22 protein-coding genes are annotated in these 18,999 nt (G+C 38.4%); 9 read left to right on the top strand and 13 right to left on the bottom strand.

The genetic code is table 11. The features are described 5' to 3' along the window. Positions 1-29: 29 nt before the first annotated feature. Positions 30-641 carry a LysE/ArgO family amino acid transporter gene (locus tag M3225_RS20395; RefSeq protein WP_251396649.1) on the bottom strand — a complete coding sequence of 204 codons (612 nt, stop codon included), beginning with the start codon at positions 639-641 and terminating at the stop codon, positions 30-32. Between the two features lie 103 nt (positions 642-744). On the opposite strand from M3225_RS20395, the gene M3225_RS20390 reads away from it, so the two are divergent. Continuing rightward, positions 745-2,187, top strand: a complete 1,443-nt coding sequence (locus M3225_RS20390; protein WP_251396647.1) for an aminotransferase-like domain-containing protein — start codon at positions 745-747, stop codon at positions 2,185-2,187. Here the strand turns inward: M3225_RS20390 and M3225_RS20385 are convergent. The 3 genes from M3225_RS20385 to M3225_RS20375 all read right to left on the bottom strand — a co-directional run bounded on the left by M3225_RS20385 (position 2,178) and on the right by M3225_RS20375 (position 4,506). After that, positions 2,178-3,137, bottom strand: coding sequence for a HAMP domain-containing sensor histidine kinase (locus M3225_RS20385; protein ID WP_251396645.1), 960 nt, complete (start codon positions 3,135-3,137; stop codon positions 2,178-2,180). The two genes, M3225_RS20390 and M3225_RS20385, sit on opposite strands and share 10 nt — an antisense overlap. A gap of 113 nt (positions 3,138-3,250) precedes the next feature. After that, positions 3,251-3,931 (bottom strand): response regulator transcription factor, encoded by a 681-nt coding sequence (locus M3225_RS20380; RefSeq protein ID WP_251396643.1) that lies wholly within the window; start codon positions 3,929-3,931, stop codon positions 3,251-3,253. 11 nt (positions 3,932-3,942) lie between these two features. Then, complete coding sequence (locus tag M3225_RS20375) at positions 3,943-4,506, bottom strand: class I SAM-dependent methyltransferase (protein WP_251396640.1); 564 nt, start codon at positions 4,504-4,506, stop codon at positions 3,943-3,945. Positions 4,507-4,740: 234 nt separating this feature from the next. Between M3225_RS20375 and M3225_RS29665 the strand changes: the two genes are divergently transcribed. After that, positions 4,741-4,875 carry a hypothetical protein gene (locus M3225_RS29665; protein ID WP_285885794.1) on the top strand — a complete coding sequence of 45 codons (135 nt, stop codon included), beginning with the start codon at positions 4,741-4,743 and terminating at the stop codon, positions 4,873-4,875. An 88-nt stretch (positions 4,876-4,963) separates the two neighbouring features. Here the strand turns inward: M3225_RS29665 and M3225_RS20370 are convergent, their stop codons facing one another. Next, a complete protein-coding gene (locus M3225_RS20370; protein ID WP_251396638.1) occupies positions 4,964-5,683 on the bottom strand; it encodes an SDR family NAD(P)-dependent oxidoreductase in 720 nt (239 codons plus the stop codon). 202 nt (positions 5,684-5,885) lie between these two features. On the opposite strand from M3225_RS20370, the gene M3225_RS20365 reads away from it, so the two are divergent. Next, positions 5,886-6,512: an FMN-dependent NADH-azoreductase gene (locus M3225_RS20365; RefSeq protein WP_251396635.1), complete on the top strand. Its 627-nt coding sequence runs from the start codon at positions 5,886-5,888 to the stop codon at positions 6,510-6,512. A gap of 28 nt (positions 6,513-6,540) precedes the next feature. On the opposite strand, the gene M3225_RS20360 is transcribed toward M3225_RS20365, so the two are convergent. Beyond that, positions 6,541-7,308, bottom strand: a complete 768-nt coding sequence (locus tag M3225_RS20360; RefSeq protein WP_251396634.1) for a TrmB family transcriptional regulator — start codon at positions 7,306-7,308, stop codon at positions 6,541-6,543. A 122-nt stretch (positions 7,309-7,430) separates the two neighbouring features. Between M3225_RS20360 and M3225_RS20355 the strand changes: the two genes are divergently transcribed. From M3225_RS20355 to M3225_RS20345, 3 genes are all read left to right on the top strand, one after another. After that, a complete protein-coding gene (locus M3225_RS20355; RefSeq protein WP_251396633.1) occupies positions 7,431-8,204 on the top strand; it encodes a sulfite exporter TauE/SafE family protein in 774 nt (257 codons plus the stop codon). A 165-nt stretch (positions 8,205-8,369) separates the two neighbouring features. Then, a complete protein-coding gene (locus tag M3225_RS20350; RefSeq protein WP_251396632.1) occupies positions 8,370-9,035 on the top strand; it encodes a hypothetical protein in 666 nt (221 codons plus the stop codon). Between the two features lie 145 nt (positions 9,036-9,180). Continuing rightward, the gene (locus M3225_RS20345) at positions 9,181-10,071 is read left to right on the top strand and encodes a PhzF family phenazine biosynthesis isomerase (protein ID WP_251396631.1); all 891 of its coding nucleotides are present in this window, start codon (positions 9,181-9,183) and stop codon (positions 10,069-10,071) included. A 39-nt stretch (positions 10,072-10,110) separates the two neighbouring features. On the opposite strand, the gene M3225_RS20340 is transcribed toward M3225_RS20345, so the two are convergent. From M3225_RS20340 to M3225_RS20330, 3 genes are all read right to left on the bottom strand, one after another. Further along, positions 10,111-10,389, bottom strand: a complete 279-nt coding sequence (locus M3225_RS20340) for a hypothetical protein (RefSeq protein ID WP_251396630.1) — start codon at positions 10,387-10,389, stop codon at positions 10,111-10,113. Positions 10,390-10,509: 120 nt separating this feature from the next. Further along, on the bottom strand, positions 10,510-12,012 hold the full coding sequence (locus M3225_RS20335) for an NAD(P)H-hydrate dehydratase (protein WP_251396629.1): 1,503 nt from the start codon (positions 12,010-12,012) through the stop codon (positions 10,510-10,512). Between the two features lie 11 nt (positions 12,013-12,023). Then, entirely contained in the window at positions 12,024-13,064 is a 1,041-nt protein-coding gene (locus M3225_RS20330; RefSeq protein ID WP_251396628.1) for a C45 family autoproteolytic acyltransferase/hydolase, read from the bottom strand. Positions 13,065-13,206: 142 nt separating this feature from the next. On the opposite strand from M3225_RS20330, the gene M3225_RS20325 reads away from it, so the two are divergent. The 3 genes from M3225_RS20325 to M3225_RS20315 all read left to right on the top strand — a co-directional run bounded on the left by M3225_RS20325 (position 13,207) and on the right by M3225_RS20315 (position 16,100). Next, on the top strand, positions 13,207-15,084 hold the full coding sequence (locus M3225_RS20325) for a terpene cyclase/mutase family protein (protein ID WP_251396626.1): 1,878 nt from the start codon (positions 13,207-13,209) through the stop codon (positions 15,082-15,084). 105 nt (positions 15,085-15,189) lie between these two features. Then, a complete protein-coding gene (locus tag M3225_RS20320; protein ID WP_251396624.1) occupies positions 15,190-15,729 on the top strand; it encodes a GNAT family N-acetyltransferase in 540 nt (179 codons plus the stop codon). 101 nt (positions 15,730-15,830) lie between these two features. Next, positions 15,831-16,100, top strand: a complete 270-nt coding sequence (locus M3225_RS20315) for a hypothetical protein (RefSeq protein ID WP_251396622.1) — start codon at positions 15,831-15,833, stop codon at positions 16,098-16,100. Here M3225_RS20315 and M3225_RS20310 read toward each other — a convergent pair. The 4 genes from M3225_RS20310 to M3225_RS20295 form a co-directional block, all read right to left on the bottom strand. Beyond that, complete coding sequence (locus M3225_RS20310; RefSeq protein WP_251396621.1) at positions 16,027-16,812, bottom strand: ABC transporter ATP-binding protein; 786 nt, start codon at positions 16,810-16,812, stop codon at positions 16,027-16,029. The two genes, M3225_RS20315 and M3225_RS20310, sit on opposite strands and share 74 nt — an antisense overlap. Positions 16,813-16,830: 18 nt before the next feature. Continuing rightward, positions 16,831-17,313: a GNAT family N-acetyltransferase gene (locus M3225_RS20305; RefSeq protein ID WP_251396619.1), complete on the bottom strand. Its 483-nt coding sequence runs from the start codon at positions 17,311-17,313 to the stop codon at positions 16,831-16,833. 158 nt (positions 17,314-17,471) lie between these two features. Continuing rightward, positions 17,472-17,948: a site-2 protease family protein gene (locus tag M3225_RS20300; protein WP_251396617.1), complete on the bottom strand. Its 477-nt coding sequence runs from the start codon at positions 17,946-17,948 to the stop codon at positions 17,472-17,474. 146 nt (positions 17,949-18,094) lie between these two features. Further along, positions 18,095-18,913 carry an AraC family transcriptional regulator gene (locus M3225_RS20295; protein WP_251396892.1) on the bottom strand — a complete coding sequence of 273 codons (819 nt, stop codon included), beginning with the start codon at positions 18,911-18,913 and terminating at the stop codon, positions 18,095-18,097. Between the last annotated feature and the right edge of the window lie 86 nt (positions 18,914-18,999).

The raw sequence follows: 18,999 nt of genomic DNA, 5'->3' as shown, positions 1-18,999 counted from the left end.
ATTACATAACTTTCCTTTTAGCATCTATTTTACTGAAAAAAAATACTTTTCGCCATGTAAAAAGCCACACCCCAAATCATACATGCAGAAACCTTATTTATCCAAATCATTATTGTCCCATTTGAATCCATTTTCCCTACCGCTTTTCCTGCCAAAGCTAAGGATAAAAACCATATCCATGAAACGGATATCGTAACCAGCGTAAAAATCCATTTTTCCTTTCCGCTGTACAGTAGAGAATTTGTTCCGATTACGCCCATAATATCCATCAGCGCGTGGGGGTTTAGCAGAGATACAGAAGCAGCAAATAGAATTTGCGCTTTTACCGTCATTCCTTCCTTTAATGACGTTTTCGAAGGTTCGCTCTTCCACGTCACAAAGCCCATATACGCTAAAAAAAGAAGACCTATTCCAAAAATAAGCGTTTGAAAAAATGAAAAAGCAGCAACTACTGCCGAAACTCCCAACACTGCTACTACAATTAAAATCGTATCACAAACAGAAGCCGTCACCACCACGGGAAGCGCCTGTTTAAACGTTCGTTGATTTGCTCCTTGATTAAAAACAAACACATTTTGTACCCCTAAAGGTAAAATCAAACCGAACGCTAACAACAAAGCATGCATAACCACTGTAAACATGTTACTCTCTCCTTTCTCTTTCATCTTACAATTGACATACCCTGTTGTCTCCATCCAAGTTTTGATTTATAATACCAACCAAATTACAAAAAGGTGGTATCACATGAACTGGATTCCAGATCCGGCTAATAAAAAGCCAGTGCACAAACAAATTCAAGAATATATGAAAGAGAAAATTATAAATGGAGAGTGGCCTATTGGAACTAAAATTCCTTCGCAGCGCCAGCTAGCTGCTGCCTTTTCTGTAAATAGAAGCACGGTGGTGACAGCAACCGAAAACTTAATTGCTGAAGGACTGCTCAGTGGAAACAAAGGCGCCGGAACCAAGGTCATTAACAATACGTGGAGCTTACTAGCATCAACTTCTCACATGAACTGGAATTCTTATGTAGAAGCAGGAATATACCAACCAAATTCTCCGACTATCCGCCATATTAACGAAGCTGAATTTCAACCGGGCATTATTCGTTTAGGAACTGGAGAGTTAGCACCTGACCTTCTTCCTTCTGATCAGCTTTCTGGGCTGTTTAGCGAAATTAAACACAGAAGCGTACACTTGGGCTACGAGCACCCAAAAGGCAACGATGAACTGCGACAAGAGTTAGCGAAGCATTTAAAAAAACGGGGAATTGAAACGTCTCCTTCATCTATTTTAATTGTATCTGGCTCTCTTCAAGCGCTTCAATTAATTTCAATTGGCCTGCTGCCTCCAGGTGCCAATATTTTAGCTGAAAAGCCTTCTTATCTTTATTCTCTGCCATTGTTTCAGTCCGCACAAATGAAAATAACGGGCGTTTCATTAGACAAAGAAGGAATTCAATTATCTTCATTAAAAGACCAGCATGAAAAAGAAAAAGGCACAGTTTTATATACGATACCGAACTTTCATAACCCCACCAATGTGATGATGAGCGCACAAAGGCGTCAAGAGCTGCTTCAACAGTGTGAAATGATGCATTTGCCTATTATTGAAGATGATGCTTACGGAGAGCTTTGGTTCCATTCACCGCCTCCGCTTTCATTAAAAGCTCGGGATAAAAATGGAATGGTTCTTTATTTAGGAACGTTCTCTAAAACATTCAGTCCAGGATTTCGAATTGGATGGATTGTCGGGCCTGAACATGTAATTGAGCGATTGGCCGACCTTAAAATGCAAGTTGACTACGGAGCCAGTTCTTTGTCTCAATGGGCAGCTGCTGAAGCTCTTAAGATAGGAATCTATGACAAGCACGTTGCCAGCGTACGCTATAAATTAAAAGAAAAATCTCAGCAAACACAGGCTATTTTAGAGAAGCATTTGAAGAGTCTCGCTACGTGGAATGCTCCGAGCGGAGGTTTTTATTTTTGGCTTACGTTACATAAGCCTGTTTCGATGCGGAAGTTATTTAAGCACTGTCTCGACGAAGGAGTTCTTTTAAATCCAGGCACATTATATGATCATAAAACGGCACAGCATATCAGAATTTCCTTTTCTTATGCGACGCTTGCAGAATTTGAGCACGGTATCAAAATAGTAGCAAAAAGCCTTAAGAATCTTTACATGTGATTCTCAAGGCTTTCTTGTTTTAACGGCAGTTTTATAAAAAAAGTGAGCTTATTATGCTGACGCTCTGCTCGTATATCTCCTTGATGAAGCTGAATGATTTGTTTTGCAATAGCCAGTCCTAAACCTGAACCATTCGCGTCCGTTCTTGATTCATCTGCTCGATAAAATCGATCAAACAACTTTTCCATCTCAATTTTTTCACTGATGTTAATGCTGTTTGTAAAGGAAATAACTAACGAATCTTCGTAAATTTCCTGATTCACCTCTAATATGGAAGGCTTTCTGCTGTACTTTTTGACATTTTCGAGCAAGTTTTGAAATACTCTTACCATTTTTTCTACATCAATAAATACATTCCATTCACAAGCAAAGTTAGTCTGAACGTCAATACCTTCTCTTTTTAAAATCGGCTCGTACTCTCCTATTACCTGCTGAAGCAAACGTTTCATACCCACCTCATTTCGTTGAAGCTGAAGATCAGGACTCGTTAATTTTGTATAGTCAAACAATTCCTCTATTAAATCCGTTAAATAATTTGCTTTTGAATTAACAATATATAAATAGCTATCTAATGTTTCCTCATCCAAATTTTCTCTTTTTTTTATTAAATCGAGGTACCCCACAATGGAGGTTAACGGCGTACGCAGATCGTGAGACACACTAGATATTAGCTCATTTTTCACTTGCTCGATTTCTCGTTCACGATCAAATTTTGTACGAAGCTGTGCAGACATTTTGTTAATGTTTTGGCTTAATTCAGCTAGTTCATCTTTTCCTCTTACATGGATGGTTGCGCCTAAATCTCCATTTGAAATTTTTTGAACTTGTTCAGAGATTTCCTTAAGATAACGAATAGGGAAACGAATAAGTACTAAAAAAACAAAAACAAAGACCACAACAGCAACAAAAATAAGCCCAAACGCCAATAAATTATATGCGGAAACATTCATTTTCTCTTCTTGTATATACCTGCTCAAAACAAGCCTAGCAATTAAAATAAAAGTTAAATTGGTGACCAAAAAACTTATAATTACAGCGAAAAGAAGCTTTACGCTTATTCTCCTCATATTCTGTATCCTACGCCCCATATTGTTTTAATATGAATGGGCTTTTTCGGGTTATCCTCAATTTTTTCCCGAATCTTTGTGATATGAACCATTACCGTATTATCCGATTTAAACGCATCTTCTTGCCACACGGCTTCATATATTTTTCCCATACTCATCACCGTTCCTTTGTTACGTGCCAGCAGCTCTAAAATATCAAACTCTTTTGGTGTTAAGCGAATCTCTTGGTTGCGCACAAAGACAAGGCGGGTACTGCGGTTAATTTCCAAATCGCCAATTTGAATAATTTCACGCTCAGCACGTTCATTGTATTTTTTATAGCGTCTAATTTGTGATTTAACTCGTGCTATGAGTTCGAGAGGATTAAATGGTTTTGTTAAGTAATCATCTGCGCCTGCTGTTAAGCCGGAAATCTTGTCCATATCTTCTGACTTAGCTGACAGCATAATAATGGGCATGTTTTTTTCCTCACGTATTTTAAAAGCAGCATCAATTCCATTCACCTGCGGCATCATAATATCTAATATAATTAAATCTACCTCTTGTTCTTCTAAAAGCGCTAAGCCAGATACAGCATTAGAAACTTTCAGCGTTTCAAATCCTTCATTTTCTAAGTAAATAGCAATTAAGTTACGAATGTGCTCATCGTCATCTATAATTAAAATTCTGTCTTTCATTTATAAACTCCTTATATCTCATTCTTTGCGCATGTGAAAATGTATGCGGGAGGAACATTTCTCCACTCTTTTTCTACTTTAATCTGTGGGAAAAACGTGCGAATCAACTCTTTTTTTAAATTCGTATACTGAAACGTAATAAATTTTCCTTCATCCGCTAATACGCTACGCGTGTTTTGCAAAATACAGTCTGACACTTTAGATGCTAAAGAAGCAAAAGGAAGACCTGATAATACGTAATCTACTTTTGTAATATCATACTGTCTCAAGTACTTTTGAATATTTTCAGCTGAGCCGTTTATCACGTACACATTTTTTTCATGTTTTACTTGGTCCTTTACCTTTTCGTAAAAATGCCGATTGTATTCGATAAGAAGCAAAGTTGTCTGAGCGCTTCGTCTTCTTATTAATTCACGGGTAAAAACCCCGGTTCCTGGCCCGTACTCTACTATACAGGCTGCATGTTCAAAATCAATCCCTTTTACCATTTTTTTCGCTAAGTGCGTAGAGCTTGGCAAAAGTGCTCCTACTGTTCGCGGCTGATGAAAATATTGATACATAAAAGCAAGATTCATTTTCTATTCCTTCTTTCTATTCTTTCTTTCTAGAATAGAAAAAAAAACTAAAGAAACTTTAATTAAATTTCTTAAGAATTCTTAAGAAAACAAAAAAGAGGCTAGGACAAAAGTATTTTAGTTGAAGGAAAATCCGAACGATGAATCGAGATTCTTGATTAAGAATCAAACTCGTTCGGATTTTTTCATTGGTATGTTGAACGTAGGTTTCATGTATGTAGGTGCTTCTAGCTGTTGATTGGAGGACAAGGCGAAGACTCCTGCGGGAAAAGCGGAATAGGTGAGACCCCGCAGGAGCGTAAGCGACAAGGAGGCTCATCGGCCGCCCACGGAAAGCGAAGTCTTGCACGGAAATCAACAACGGTGTAACAAGTGATTCATACTATATCATTTTCCAATTTGTTCGTCTTTAGATTGGAGTGATTTAGTTATGTCTCAATCTCTTTTGAAAGAGTATTCAGCGTAAATAACATCCGCTATTTAGATCAAAGGTGGCTCCTGTATAATGTTTTGCTTGAGGGCTCAGTAAAAAAAGAACCGTATCTGCCACGTCTTGAGGCGTAACAAAGCTTGGAATCAGCTGATGAGCGATGTATTCATTTTTGCGCCAATCTGGAATACTTTTCATCATATCGGTATTTACCATTGTAGGTGCTACGGCATTCACCCGAATATAAGGAGAAAAATTCATCGCACAGCTTTTGGTTAATCCTAATATCGCTGCTTTAGACATTCCATATATAGCATCGGAGCTTCCTTCTATTCCTGACACGGACGATATATTAATAATCGCTCCTTCTGTTTCTTTTTCCATTAGTAATTCGCCAAAGTATTTGGAAAAATAAATATATCCTTTAATATTAATATCCATCACAAAATCTATTTCTTTTTCTTCATAATCCAATAAATTTTTTCCTAAATACACGCCTGCATTATTAACTAATCCATACAAATTTTTATCTTTTATTTGATAAAAAAGATCTTTTACGTCCTCCCCTTTTTTAACATCTACTACATACGTTTCAATATGGCCTTTTGTATCTTCAGCTAGTTGTCTCAAAGCTCCACCATTAATATCACAAGCAATAACTGAATAGGACTTTAACACAGATTCTTTTACAATTTCTTTGCCAATTCCTGAACCTGCACCCGTGACGATTATCCATTTTTCTTTCATGTTCACACCTCTTAGTTACTCTCTGTTTTGTATACATATTTGTTATGTAAATATTCAAACATTCATTATACCATTATTTTCTATATAAAAATCCTTTTCTTGCGCTCTTTTTCAGCTTACCTGACAAAGAGCGTATAGTTTTTTATACGAGTGATAACGATAAGACAGTACATTATTCCAAACAAGAAAGAGATGATAAGACGTGGCAAAAGTACTTTATATTACAGCTCATCCTCACGATGAGTCTCAATCGTTCAGTATGGCAACCGGAAAAGCGTTTATCGATGCTTACAAAGAGCACAATGCAAGTGACGAAGTTGTACATATTGACCTTTATAAAGAAAATATCCCTCACATTGATGCAGATGTATTTAGCGGCTGGGGCAAACTGCAGTCTGGCTCAGAACTCTCTTCTCATGAACAGGAAAAGGTCAATCGCCTTGCAGAATTGAGCGAACAGTTTGTAACAGCGGACAAATATGTTTTTGTAACGCCTATGTGGAACTTTTCGTTTCCACCGGTTATGAAAGCTTATTTAGACTCTGTAGCCGTAGCGGGTAAGTCATTTAAATACACGGCAGAAGGTCCTATTGGGCTATTAACGGATAAAAAAGCACTTCATATTCAAGCACGTGGAGGCATTTATTCTGAAGGCCCTGCAGCTGATATGGAAATGGGGCATCGTTATATTGGGATTATGATGAATTTCTTTGGTGTACCTTCGTTAGACGGCATTTTTGTGGAAGGGCATAACGCAATGCCAGATAAAGCCCAGGAAATTAAAGAAAAAGGAATAGCAGAAGCAAAAAAACTTGCACAAACTTTTTAATACAAAAACCCGCATAAAGCGGGTTTTTCTACGCAAAAAAGCTTTCTCTTTCCCTTTCAATCCACCTGTCCATTTCCCGATCACTTTTTTCTACAAGTCTGTTAACGAGGATATCATGCCAAATATAGTTTTCAAGCAAATTAATGTTGACTGCGTTATTTGTATAGTAAGCCATTTCTTTATGACCATAGATCATTTCTTTGCTGTCAACAGATATAATAAACCAGTTTTGATTCCCAATATTTTCGGTATAACTTGTATGGCGGTGCCGGTCAAATTCCTCCATTACTTCACTTTGTTCAAACACAATTCCTTTTAGTGTTACACTCTCTCTTAGCTGTAATAAAAGAGGTTTCAACTCATTGTAAATATCAGGCCAAAGCGAGATGACAATTTTATTTTTTGCTTTTAGCAGCAGCGACTCACAAAAAGCAAGAATGGCCTTTTCTCCTTTCATCGTCATAACCCGGCTTTCCGCTATAGACTCAGCGGCTTCAAAACGTTTAAGCGTTTCACTAACGTCTTCATACGTTTCGTTCCATTTTTTTTGCAGCGAATGCAAAAAAGCATCAACCGGCAGCGGCGTGTACTCGGTGCCATCATTACTCTCTTCTTTTAACACCATACCTTTTTCCTCTAGTGTTTGTAAAATATCGTATACACGCGCTCTTGGCACACCTGAATGTTTACTAATGCTATAGGCAGTGGAAGATCCTTTTTTGACAAGTGTCACATATACTTTTGATTCATACTGATTAAATCCAAGCGACTGCAGCTGCTGAATAATATTTTCCATAAAGGGAACCTCCCTGTTTGTTAAGTTATTTGAAATTTTCATCATTTATATATTTACAACTGCTTTTTATATAGTTACTATTTAAGTAGTCACTATATATTATGACATGAGGAAGGTGCTTTATGGAAGAATTAAGTTTACAGATTGTTCTTTTGCTTTTACTATTTGGTTTTTTAGCTGCATTCATTGACTCCGTAGTTGGCGGAGGCGGTTTAATTTCTACACCTGCTCTTTTATTTTTGGGCCTGCCTCCCGCAGCTGCCTTAGCTACAAATAAATTAGCTGGAACCATGGGCGTATTAACAAGTACGATTCGATTTGTCAAATCCGGAAAAGTCGATTTCCGCGTCGTAGGTAAATGGTTTCCTTTTGTATTTATCGGTTCTTTAGGAGGTTCAATCACCGTTCATTTTCTGTCCTCTGCTTTTTTGAAACCTGTTATTTTAATTCTCCTTGTTTTGGTCGCTATTTATACGATTTTCAAAAAAAACTGGGGTACCACGTCCACGTATAAGCCGTTGTCTATTAAGAAACTTATTTTCTTTACCGCACTTATTTTTATCATTGGTTTTTACGACGGATTTTTAGGAGCAGGCACAGGTTCATTTATTTTATTTGCTTTTTTATTTATGGGATTTGATTTCCTGCAGTCAGCAGGCAGCGCAAAATTTTTAAATTTCGGCAGTAATTTAGGTGCTTTGCTTGTATTTTTATATTTTGATTCTGTTGTATTTTCTTACGGATTAATTATGGGGTTTGCGATGGTTGTGGGTTCTTTTGTCGGATCAAATGTTGCTTTATCAAAAGGTGTGACGTATGTCCGAACGCTTTTTATCCTTGTCACTCTAAGCCTTATTAGCAAAAACATATTCGATTATGTGAATCAGTACAAATAGATCAATCATTTCTTTAGAACCATAACAATGAACCTATATATATCTATTATATTAATAAAACCACCTCTTACCATTTTCTTATTTTTGGGTAAATGTGTAAAAAAACACTAAAATTGTTGTATACTGGTCCATGTTGTTTTACATAATTAGAAATATTATACAGAGGTGAACATTTTGTTTAAGAAATTCAGGTTTTTGTGGTTTATTTTGCTGATTTTTGTACTTATTTTTGTCAAAAATACGTTCTTTTCTTCTTCAGAGAACGCTACTGAGACTCTAGCAACATCAGACGTGCCAAAAGCAGCGTCCACTTTGAAAGAGGGAAACAATCAGCAAGACGGAGTCATTATTCAAAAATATCGTAAACAGCTAGATGCAGCACAGAAAAAAGTTGACGAAAAGGCTGATAAAAAAATACAGGAAAAAATCTATGAAGACGGAAGACAGGCAGCATTGGAATTTTTACCACGCAATAAATTTCAAAGAGCTTTTTCTCAGCCTTCTAAAAAATCAGCCGATGACATTTATGACTTTCTAATTGCGCAAGTGGGATCTGGGGGATATGATTCTCTTTATCAAGAAGCAATAGCCGCAAAAAAAGAAGCAACTTCTTCTACTGATGAATTAAATACGAGTGGCATTCACGCTAAAACCGTTGCTCTTCAATACGGCACGCTAGCCCAAAGAGAGCAACTGCTTGTTACAAGTCTTGCCTATGACTTAAGCAGCGTAGGCGTCATTTCCTCCGATACAGCTAAAGATATTGATAAAAAAGCTACTCACATGCTAGAAGTTAGAAAAGAAGGCATAAATGCCGTGATGCAAGAATAGTTTTGTGAGGTGAAAAACAGCAGGTAAAAACTGCTGTTTTTTTACTCTAGATAACGTTCGGTTACTTTACTACTTTAATAACCGATCATTCAATGATAATAGTTAGAGCTTTCATACAATAATATAAAAAACGGAGGGAATTCCTATGAAAGAAGCGATTGTTTATCAATACGATGCGTTCAGCACGCGCCCTAATAAAGGAAATCCTGCGGGAATTGTGTTTAACGGAGATGATTTTTCAGCTGAAGAAATGCAGAAGATTGCTTATCAAGCACAGTTTAATGAAACTGCTTTTATCATGAACTCTTCCCGCGCTGATTTACGAATTCGATACTTTACGCCTGAACAAGAAGCAGATTTGTGCGGGCATGCTACCGTTGCTTCCCTTTATGCTTTACATAGTGAAAACAAACTTCCAAAAACTAAATTTACAGTTGAAACAAATGCTGGAATTTTGCCGATGACTGTACAGAGCCGGAACGGACAACCTGTTATCACAATGACTCAAGCTTCTCCACAGTTTCATCCGTTTTCAGGATCAAAAGAAAAACTGGCAAAAGCTCTTAATCTTCATCTTGATGAGTTTGATCAAAGACTTCCTATTGTATATGGAAGTACAGGGAATTGGACGCTTATTGTACCTTTAAAAAATTTAGATGCCTGCAAGAAGATGAAGCCTAATCAAAAAGATTTCCCGCATATTTTAACAGATATGCCAAAAGCATCTATTCATCCTTTTTGTTTTGAAACGATTCACTCAGAAGCCCATATGCATGGAAGACATTTCTCTTCACCATTTTCAGGTACGGTAGAAGACGCTGTAACTGGAACAGCGTCTGGCGTAATGGGCGCCTATTATGCGACGTATGTTGACCAGCAAGAAAACGACCGCTGGCAATTTGTTATTGAGCAAGGACAGGAAATGGATAGAGATGGCGTTGTTCATGTAGAAATCACAAAAAAAGAGAACACGTATGGTGTGGTAATCGCTGGAGAAGCTGTCTATGTAACGAAAAAAATTATTTCTTTTTCCTAATAAAAACGTGTCCGCCTGTTTGGCGAACACGTTTTTTGTTCAATAAATAATAGCTTGTACGCTCATTATTGTAACGGTTAAAATAAGAACCACGTTTCCTATAATTAACCACGGCTTTGCGCTTCCCCTTCTACCTTTAATAGCCGTGATTAGTCCAGCAATGGGCAATAAAGCCATAATGATGACCCAAATTTTACGAAGAATGCTGGAATCTAAATAAAAACCAAACTGCATTATCGCAAATAACACGACTGTGATAAAGAAGAAAAGTGTAGGCACAGCTAAATGAATGCCTCTTGGTCTCATTGAGTAGTACACAACATCACTTTCTTTCTATGTAAAATCTTACGTAAAGTAACGTTATCATTTACAAAGAGTTTTGACAACTTTTTGAAGGATTTTGTCAACAAATTTTAATAATATAGCAGAAATTAGAAATTACTTCTCACTCAGCTGCCCGAAGACTGCCGGAAGTGCAGAAATTACGTCGCTTGCTAACATATCTATCGTTGTATGAACCCTATCGAGTAGCAAATCTGCTGCTTTTCCGTGAACATATACCGCATTACTGATTGCCTCTTGAAGAGAATCATGCTGCATAATAAAAGCGAGGATGATCCCTATTAATGTGTCACCCGTTCCACCTTTCGCAAGTCCTGCGTTTCCAGTTGTATTTACGTATTGTTTTCCATCAGGCGTTGTAACAATCGTGTTTGGACCTTTTAATACAAGGTATACACCATTTTCCACTGCATATTGTCTAGATATTGAAAATCGATTCGCTTCTACTTCTGCGATTGTTGTGTCCACGAGTCTGGCCATTTCCCCCGGGTGAGGCGTTAAAATCGTTGCGTGTTCTCTTTCTTTTACTTCTTTCGCCAAATCCGGCAGATGAAAAAGAGCATCCGCGTCGACCACAACAGAAACCGGCTGTTGAAGCACTTGTTCGACGACTTTCTTCGTTTCTTTCGTTCTCCCAAGCCCTGGTCCAACTGCAATCGCATCATACTTCGCTTCTTCTAAAGAAATCTCGCCTGCAAAAAAGCCATCTTTGCTTGGACATGGTTTATACATCACTTCTAACATGTGCGCAGCTGCAATCGCATGAATATCACTCGGAAGCGCAAGAGTTAGAAGCCCTGCTCCGCTTGTGAGCGCTGCTTTAGACGTTAGCATCGGCGCTCCAGGCGTTTGAAGTGAACCTCCTATTACGATTCCTTTTCCGTGTGTACCTTTATTGGAGGAAGCATTCCGGATAGGAAAAGATTGTTTAATATGCTGAGTTGACCATACCTCCTTAGGAGATGAACTTTTTTCAATTGCTAGCGGCGGAATACCGATATCTACTACAATCAACTCACCATAGCTTTCTTTGCTCGGGTATGTAAATGCCGTGGTTTTGGGCTGCTGAAGCGTAATTGTAGCATCTGCGCGTATCGTAAGCCCTTGCTTCTGTTCCATTACTCCACTTGGGACATCGATGCTGTATATGTAAGCCTTAGAATCTTTTATTTCTTTGATAATGTCATCGTAAGGAGGTTTGATGCTGCCTTTTACCCCTATCCCTAATAGACAGTCAATAATGACCGTATACTTTTTCACAGAGAAGTTGTCTCCTGCGGATTGCCACGTGAATCCAGCATTTTCATAGATGATCATTGCTTTTTTAGCTGCGCCTTTTATTTTTTCCCGTGCAGGAACTACCGAGACATCAACTTCATATCCTTTTGACTTCAACGCACGGGCAATAACAAAGCCGTCTCCTCCGTTGTTTCCCGTTCCTATAAACAGCCCTATTTTTTCATGTTTTTCTATTCGCTCGCTCAGCACGTTTGCAGCAGCTTGCCCGGCATTTTCCATAAGGGACTCTTCACTCATCCCAATTGTATTCATCATATAATCATCTACTTGATACATCTCTTGATTCGTTACAATTCTCATTATGCTGCTCCTTACTGAAACGGAAATGGTTCGTCTGTATTTACCGTTCCTTTTATTTTCGTTATAGTTAATTGTTCTCCTTTCAACCAATCTTCAAACGAGAAAATGAGAGGTTTTGCTTTTCGTCCAATTCCCACAATGACTTGCAGCGTCTCCGGTACATATGCCACTGTATGAAGCGTTCCAGCAGAATTCCGATAATCTTCTTTAAAAATACCGTATTCATCTTCATTAAATAAAGAGAAAGCTTCAAGAGGCGATAGCTTTTTTTCAATATGATCTCGAATATGATCGAGCCTTTCCTTTGACTCTACTAAATGATGACGATTTTCTTCGACTAGCTGATTAAAATGATTTGTACACCCCATCATCGTTCCTCTTTGTACATGAACGCCTCGTCCAGACGCTTCAACTACCGCTCCCTGTCCGGTGCGGTCATAAATGGAATAATTAAACGCATGACGGTGCGGTGCTCTTTCTAAAATAGCAACAGCTTCTTCTGTCGTTTCGCATGTTTCTAAAATAAACCGAGCGAGCGTACAGCAAATAAATCCGTTCGTTTGACGGCGGCGATTGACAAAATGATAGCCAATTGCTAATCCTTTTTCATTCATTCCATCCATTCGCCCAATCATTCTCGTTCCAAACCCGACGCTTGCATATCCTTCATTTGGCTGAAAAAGCAAAAATCGTCCTTCGTAAGTCTTAGGGTGATAATCGTAATTTCGCACATACACGCCGTGCTGTATAAGAGCAGAACATCCCGTTTTCTTCCACTCTTGCTGATACCCGCTGTACTCATGAATAACATCTTCAAGAGGCCAATCTAAGCCTTCTGCTAAGCCCACTAGCTCATCCCATAGTCCAGGGGCAAATAAGTCGTAATAATGACGAGCTTCTTTTGCTATCGTTTGATAGCTTCGTAATGAACGTTTTCTTCTTTTTTGATGATTTTCAAACAGCATTGTTCCTTTATGTAATTTCCCTTGCATTTTACCAAGCTCTCGGTAAGAGCCTCGTCCTTGAATGACTTCTACCTGTATTTCTTTCACTTCTATCACTCCAATTTTCCAGTACCTTTATTGTGCAGCAAGCGCTCTATTCTTTGCAACTTTCTCCTCTCATAGAACTCTCTTCCTTTGAATACAGTTATAAAGAAACAGGTCGAAAGATTGAAAAGCATTATCATAAGAGGTGATCATATTGCTAAAGGAAGTTCAGCTAGAGATTCAGCGAAGAATCGCCTATCTGCGCCCAACACAAAAAAATGACGGGTCATTTCGCTACTGTTTTGAAACAGGCGTTATGCCTGATGCGTTTTTAATTATGCTTCTTCGCACCTTTGATTTAGATAAAGAAGTGTTGATTAAACAATTAACCGAACGAATCGTTTCCCTTCAAAATGAAGATGGTCTTTGGACGTTGTTTGATGATGAAGAACATAACTTATCGGCCACCATTCAAGCTTATACAGCTCTTTTATATTCAGGCTATTACCAAAAAAACGACCGGATTTTGCGAAAAGCAGAAAGGTATATTATTGATTCAGGAGGCATTTCTCGCGCTCATTTTCTCACAAGATGGATGCTTTCTGTTAACGGCTTATACGAGTGGCCAAAGTTATTTTACCTCCCGCTTTCTCTTTTGCTCGTGCCTACCTATGTACCGCTTAACTTTTATGAATTAAGCACCTATGCCAGAATTCACTTCGTTCCGATGATGGTAGCAGGAAATAAAAAATTTTCACTTACTTCTAGGCATACACCTTCTCTTTCTCATTTAGATGTAAGAACAGCGAAACAGAAATCGGATGAAACTACTCAAGAATCACGCGCTTCTATTTTTTTAGTCGACCATTTAAAACAGCTGGCTTCTTTACCTTCTTACATCCACAAGCTTGGTTATCAAGCAGCCGAGCGTTACATGCTAGAAAGAATTGAAAAGGATGGAACCCTTTACAGCTATGCCACTTCTACTTTTTTTATGATTTACGGTCTTCTCGCTCTTGGCTATAAAAAAGATTCGTTTGTAATTAAAAAAGCAATCGACGGTATTTGTTCACTAATTAGTACATGCAGCGGCCACGCACACGTAGAAAACTCAACGTCAACCGTTTGGGACACGGCGCTGCTATCTTACGCTCTACAGGAAGCAGGTGTACCGCAGCAAGATCCTATGATTAAAGGCACAACCCGCTACTTAAAGAAAAGACAGCATACGAAGCTTGGAGATTGGCAGTTTCATAACCCAAATACAGCACCTGGAGGCTGGGGTTTTTCCGATATTAATACGAATAACCCTGACTTAGACGATACGTCAGCCGCTATTAGAGCCCTTTCTAGAAGAGCGCAAGCGGAGACAGATTATTTGGAGTCTTGGCAAAGGGGCATCAACTGGCTGTTGTCCATGCAAAACAAAGACGGCGGTTTTGCTGCATTTGAAAAAAATACCGACTCTGTTTTATTTACTTATCTGCCGCTTGAAAACGCAAAAGATGCAGCGACGGACCCGGCTACTGCTGATTTAACCGGTCGAGTGCTTGAGTGTCTAGGGAACTTTGCCGGTATGAATAAGTCTCATCCTTCGATTAAAGCTGCAGTAAAATGGCTGTTTGATCATCAATTGGATAATGGGAGCTGGTACGGCCGGTGGGGAGTTTGCTATATTTACGGAACTTGGGCCGCTATTACAGGACTGCGTGCTGTAGGAGTTTCTGCTTCTGATCCGCGTATCATTAAAGCCATTAACTGGCTTAAAAGTATTCAACAAGAAGACGGTGGATTCGGAGAATCATGCTATAGCGCTTCTCTGAAAAAATATGTACCTTTATCGTTTAGCACCCCTTCTCAAACGGCTTGGGCTCTCGATGCTTTAATGACAATATGTCCATTAAAAGATCGAGCCGTTGAAAAAGGAATTAAATTTTTGCTGAATCCAAATCTTACAGAGCAGCAAATTCATTATCCAACGGGAATTGGTCTTCCTGGACAATTTTATATTAAGTATCACAGCTACAATGATATTTTTCCTCTTCTTGCACTTGCCCACTACGTAAAAAAACATTCTTCGTAAAGGAACAGCGCCTACAGCTGTTCCTTTTTATACATAAAAGCAGGTTTTTTCAGGAAACAAGTGGAATACTTTTTAAATGTTAATAAAGAAAGGATGCATGAAATAATGAATGTTTCACCACTTTTAAAGGGAAAAAACGTGCTGTTAAGAAAACCAAAAGACAGCGATGTGAATGATTATTTAGCATGCAAGCAAACAAAAGAACTTATTCGTATGTACGGAGGCAATACTCGAAACTTAAAGCCTCTTACACTACAAGATGCCGAGCGGCATATCCAGTACATAGAGTCACAAAAGCTAAATTGGTGTATTGAATATCAGCAGCGTTTTGTTGGAGAAGCCCGGCTGACCGTTAACGAATACGACCGGCGCGCACGGTATGCAATTGGTTTATTTGATTCTTCTGTTTGGAATCAAGGACTGGGCACTGAAGTTACAAAATTGGTACTTGCGTACGCCTTTGAACACCTTCACTTGCACAGAATCGATTTACGGGTGCTCGAGTACAACCATAGAGCCATTGCTTGTTATGAAAAATGTGGCTTTGTAAAAGAAGGAATGGAGCGTGAAGGTGCTTTTATTGAGGAAACATTTCGGACAGATATTATCATGAGTATACTCGAACAAGAATATTACCAGCTGTAGAAGAAAGAACCAGCTGTCATCATTTTACTTTTTTTAAAGTTCGTATAGCCCAAGCCTTTTGTGAATAAAGTAACATAACTATATAACCAAAGGAGCTAACGATGACAACTTATGATTCCTCTTCTTTTGTATTTGTAACCATTGATAAAAATGACATTGCTGCTTTTCTACTGCTTGATATTATTTGCAGCACCACTATTTATGTAGCATGTAAACATTACCTCCACAATGAGCTTGTTTCCATTGCAAGCAGCGTTCTTTTCCCCATGGTATGTAAGAAGATTTCTCGACGCTATATCAGCTTTTTACCGGTTCTTTTAGTGACAGCCAAGTACGTTCCTTCTGCTGCTGAATCTCTACGGAGTGATTAAAAAATTTAGAAAGATGCGGCTCAGTGAGCTGGTCTTTCGTTTTTCCAGAGGAAAACACTTCTCCTTGACGCATACAAAGCGTATGGGTAAAGCACGGCAAAATTTCTTCTACATGGTGGGTAACATAGATAAGCGTAGGAGCTTTTGGCTGCTCTGCCATTTTTGCAATCAGCTGAAGAAGCTGTTCTCGGGCCATTATATCTAGACCTGTACATGGCTCATCAAGTATTAAAAGCTTTGGTGAAGCCATAAGAGCTCGAGCGATTAGCACTCGCTGGCGCTCTCCTTGAGAAAGCGTTCCGTACGCCTGATTTTGTAAATCTTCACACTTTAGCAGCTGCATTAATTCTATGGCTTGGTTCATATCTTTTTGCTCCACTTGTTCATATAAACCAATAGATGCAAATTTTCCGCTTAAAACCATTTCTAAAACCGTGTCGTCATCTCGAAACCGCTGTTGAAGCGAAGAACTTACCCATCCAATTTCTCTTCTGAGCTCGGACAGATTTGTTTCCCCAAATCTCTTTGAAAGGACTTCTACTTGACCTTTTGTAGGCCAGATATATCCGTTGATTATATTTAAAAGCGTCGTTTTTCCGGAACCATTTAACCCAAGCAAACACCAATGTTCTCCTTTTTTAACTGACCACGACACGTTTTTTAAAATTTCTTTTTCTGCTCGTTTTACGGAAATATTCTTAATGTTAATCATGCTAACACTCCTTTATTCTCATTTTTCATTATATATACTATAACAGACTAATGATTTACCCCATTTGTTAACTTGCTTTTCTTTTTTCATGCCAATTCTTTCAGCCACTTTAATCGATGGGTAATTGGCAGGGTCTATTAATGATATAATCTTCTGAAATTTCAGCGTATGAAGGCCGTAATCTAGGCAAGCTTTTGCTGCTTCACTCGCATAGCCTTTTCCCCAGCGGCTGCGTAAAAATAAATAGCCAAGTTCTGGTTCTACCTTGCCGTCCACCTTTTGAAGAACCATGCCGCACTGTCCTAGAAACTCTCCTTTCTGCTTATCCTCAGCTACCCACATACTAATGCCGTATGTTTGATAATGCTGCTTCATCCATTGAATCCAGCGAAGTGTGTCTTGTTCATTTTTAGTAGAAGAATAATACTTCATTGCTTCAGCATCCTCAAAGATTTTTATTAAATTACCTGCATCGCTTTCAGTCATGGCTCGCAGCGTCATTCGGTCTGTCTCAATAATCGTATGAATCCTCTCCTTTCTTATATTCCACAGCGTAATATCTTTATTATCCGCTACTCTTTTCTTTTCGTAAAGTTTTCCTTTCCTTCTTTAATTGAGACAGAAAAAAATGAACCAAAAAAGGCTGCTACACACAGCCCTTAATCTGGATCACACGTTTTTCCGTACCGTAATACGTTATATATAGCACGTCCATCGCTTGCAGACGTCTCTGTATATTGAATGGGTAACAGCGAAAAAATAACATAATAGACTGAAAAATAAACAAATTGATAGCAAAATATATCTTCAGGCAGGATATTAGCCATAATTAATCCATTTATTATAAAAATAGTAAGCAAATTAAACAGTACACCACCCGCATACACCATTGCATGAGAAATGCGACTGTCGTTCTTAAGATTTTCATATTTACAAAACGAGTCTAAAAAATACACTGACTTAATTTTAAGCTTCCCCATTTTAAGAATGGTTTTCCCTCTACCTATAGTAAAATCGACCTTCCCTCCGAAAATAATTGCCATGACGGAATGCCCCAGCTGATGAATAAGTGATACAAGTGGCAATACAAGACAGAATGACCACACAAACTTTGGAAGATCATTTAACCCAAACACCCTTATCCCTCCTTTTTGTTTCCTTTCTCTACTTTTCCTCTCCATTTTTACTTAAAACTACATTTAAATTCTTTTTTAAAATTCATACGAAATGACTAGCATTTACCGTAAGTCTTATGTTCTAGATAAAAACCCATGGATAAAATTTATGAAAAATACATTTTTCGAAAAACAGTTGGTGTAACGTTCTCCTGTTCTTTAAAGCGCTTGATAAAATAGCTTGGATGCTCATACCCTACTTGCCTTGCTATGTCTTGTACAGAGATATGGTTGTTTTTAAGCAGCAGTTTCTTCGCTTTTTGAATGCGCACGCGCGTGACGTATTCAAATGGCCGGATGCCAAGAGATTGTTGAAAAAGCAAACACGTATACTGCTCCGTTACGTTGAGCTGCTTCGCTAGTACTTCTAGCGTTAACGACTGATGATAGTATTTCTCGATATAACGAAGAACTGGGTTTAGCTGAGTAATTTGCTGCAAACGACTTTTGCTTTCTATATATACGCTGTCTTGCCTAAGTTTCAAAATGACGCTATATATTAGTTCAGAGCACTGCATGGTGCTAGATGTATGATTTTCTTCTAATCGATTCATTAGCTCTTGAAGCATTCTGTAAAGACTTTCAGCACATGTAAGGACGATTTTCCCAGAAGTAATAAATTGAAGAGAAAGCATGATATCATCAATCACACTGCCGTTAAAAGAAACCCAGCATACTTGCCATTCGCTTGTAATAGGGTAGTATTCATGCGGAACATGCGGAGTCAGAAACATCCCTTCATTTTCTTTTATAATATAAACCTCGTCATTTACACGAAGCTCTCCTCTCCCTTTTATACATTGAATCCATTGATAATCAGGAAACTCTCCCTGACGTTTAATATGCGTTTGATGTCTCCATCTTCCAGCGCTTGTAACATAGAATGGCAGTTTCATATCTTCATCTGAAAGAGCCGGAAAGTACATACGGTCCACATTACTTCCCCCTTTTTATGTGAATATAGTTATATTATCATGAAAATAATTAGATTGATAAGGTTTTCAGAAAACGT

It is taken from the genome of Priestia aryabhattai (genome assembly GCF_023715685.1).
Classification (GTDB): domain Bacteria; phylum Bacillota; class Bacilli; order Bacillales; family Bacillaceae_H; genus Priestia; species Priestia aryabhattai_B.
This window is presented reverse-complemented; position numbering and strand designations above follow the sequence as displayed.

What these genes read in the sequence shown, in the direction of transcription:
- M3225_RS20395 (WP_251396649.1), bottom strand. Translation starts at nt 641, where the DNA reads ATGTTTACAGTGGTTATGCATGCTTTGTTGTTAGCGTTCGGTTTGATT.
- M3225_RS20390 (WP_251396647.1), top strand. Translation starts at nt 745, where the DNA reads ATGAACTGGATTCCAGATCCGGCTAATAAAAAGCCAGTGCACAAACAA.
- M3225_RS20385 (WP_251396645.1), bottom strand. Translation starts at nt 3,137, where the DNA reads ATGAATGTTTCCGCATATAATTTATTGGCGTTTGGGCTTATTTTTGTT.
- M3225_RS20380 (WP_251396643.1), bottom strand. Translation starts at nt 3,931, where the DNA reads ATGAAAGACAGAATTTTAATTATAGATGACGATGAGCACATTCGTAAC.
- M3225_RS20375 (WP_251396640.1), bottom strand. Translation starts at nt 4,506, where the DNA reads ATGAATCTTGCTTTTATGTATCAATATTTTCATCAGCCGCGAACAGTA.
- M3225_RS20370 (WP_251396638.1), bottom strand. Translation starts at nt 5,683, where the DNA reads ATGAAAGAAAAATGGATAATCGTCACGGGTGCAGGTTCAGGAATTGGC.
- M3225_RS20360 (WP_251396634.1), bottom strand. Translation starts at nt 7,308, where the DNA reads ATGGAAAATATTATTCAGCAGCTGCAGTCGCTTGGATTTAATCAGTAT.
- M3225_RS20355 (WP_251396633.1), top strand. Translation starts at nt 7,431, where the DNA reads ATGGAAGAATTAAGTTTACAGATTGTTCTTTTGCTTTTACTATTTGGT.
- M3225_RS20345 (WP_251396631.1), top strand. Translation starts at nt 9,181, where the DNA reads ATGAAAGAAGCGATTGTTTATCAATACGATGCGTTCAGCACGCGCCCT.
- M3225_RS20335 (WP_251396629.1), bottom strand. Translation starts at nt 12,012, where the DNA reads ATGAGAATTGTAACGAATCAAGAGATGTATCAAGTAGATGATTATATG.
- M3225_RS20320 (WP_251396624.1), top strand. Translation starts at nt 15,190, where the DNA reads ATGAATGTTTCACCACTTTTAAAGGGAAAAAACGTGCTGTTAAGAAAA.
- M3225_RS20315 (WP_251396622.1), top strand. Translation starts at nt 15,831, where the DNA reads ATGACAACTTATGATTCCTCTTCTTTTGTATTTGTAACCATTGATAAA.
- M3225_RS20310 (WP_251396621.1), bottom strand. Translation starts at nt 16,812, where the DNA reads ATGATTAACATTAAGAATATTTCCGTAAAACGAGCAGAAAAAGAAATT.
- M3225_RS20305 (WP_251396619.1), bottom strand. Translation starts at nt 17,313, where the DNA reads ATGACGCTGCGAGCCATGACTGAAAGCGATGCAGGTAATTTAATAAAA.
- M3225_RS20295 (WP_251396892.1), bottom strand. Translation starts at nt 18,913, where the DNA reads ATGTACTTTCCGGCTCTTTCAGATGAAGATATGAAACTGCCATTCTAT.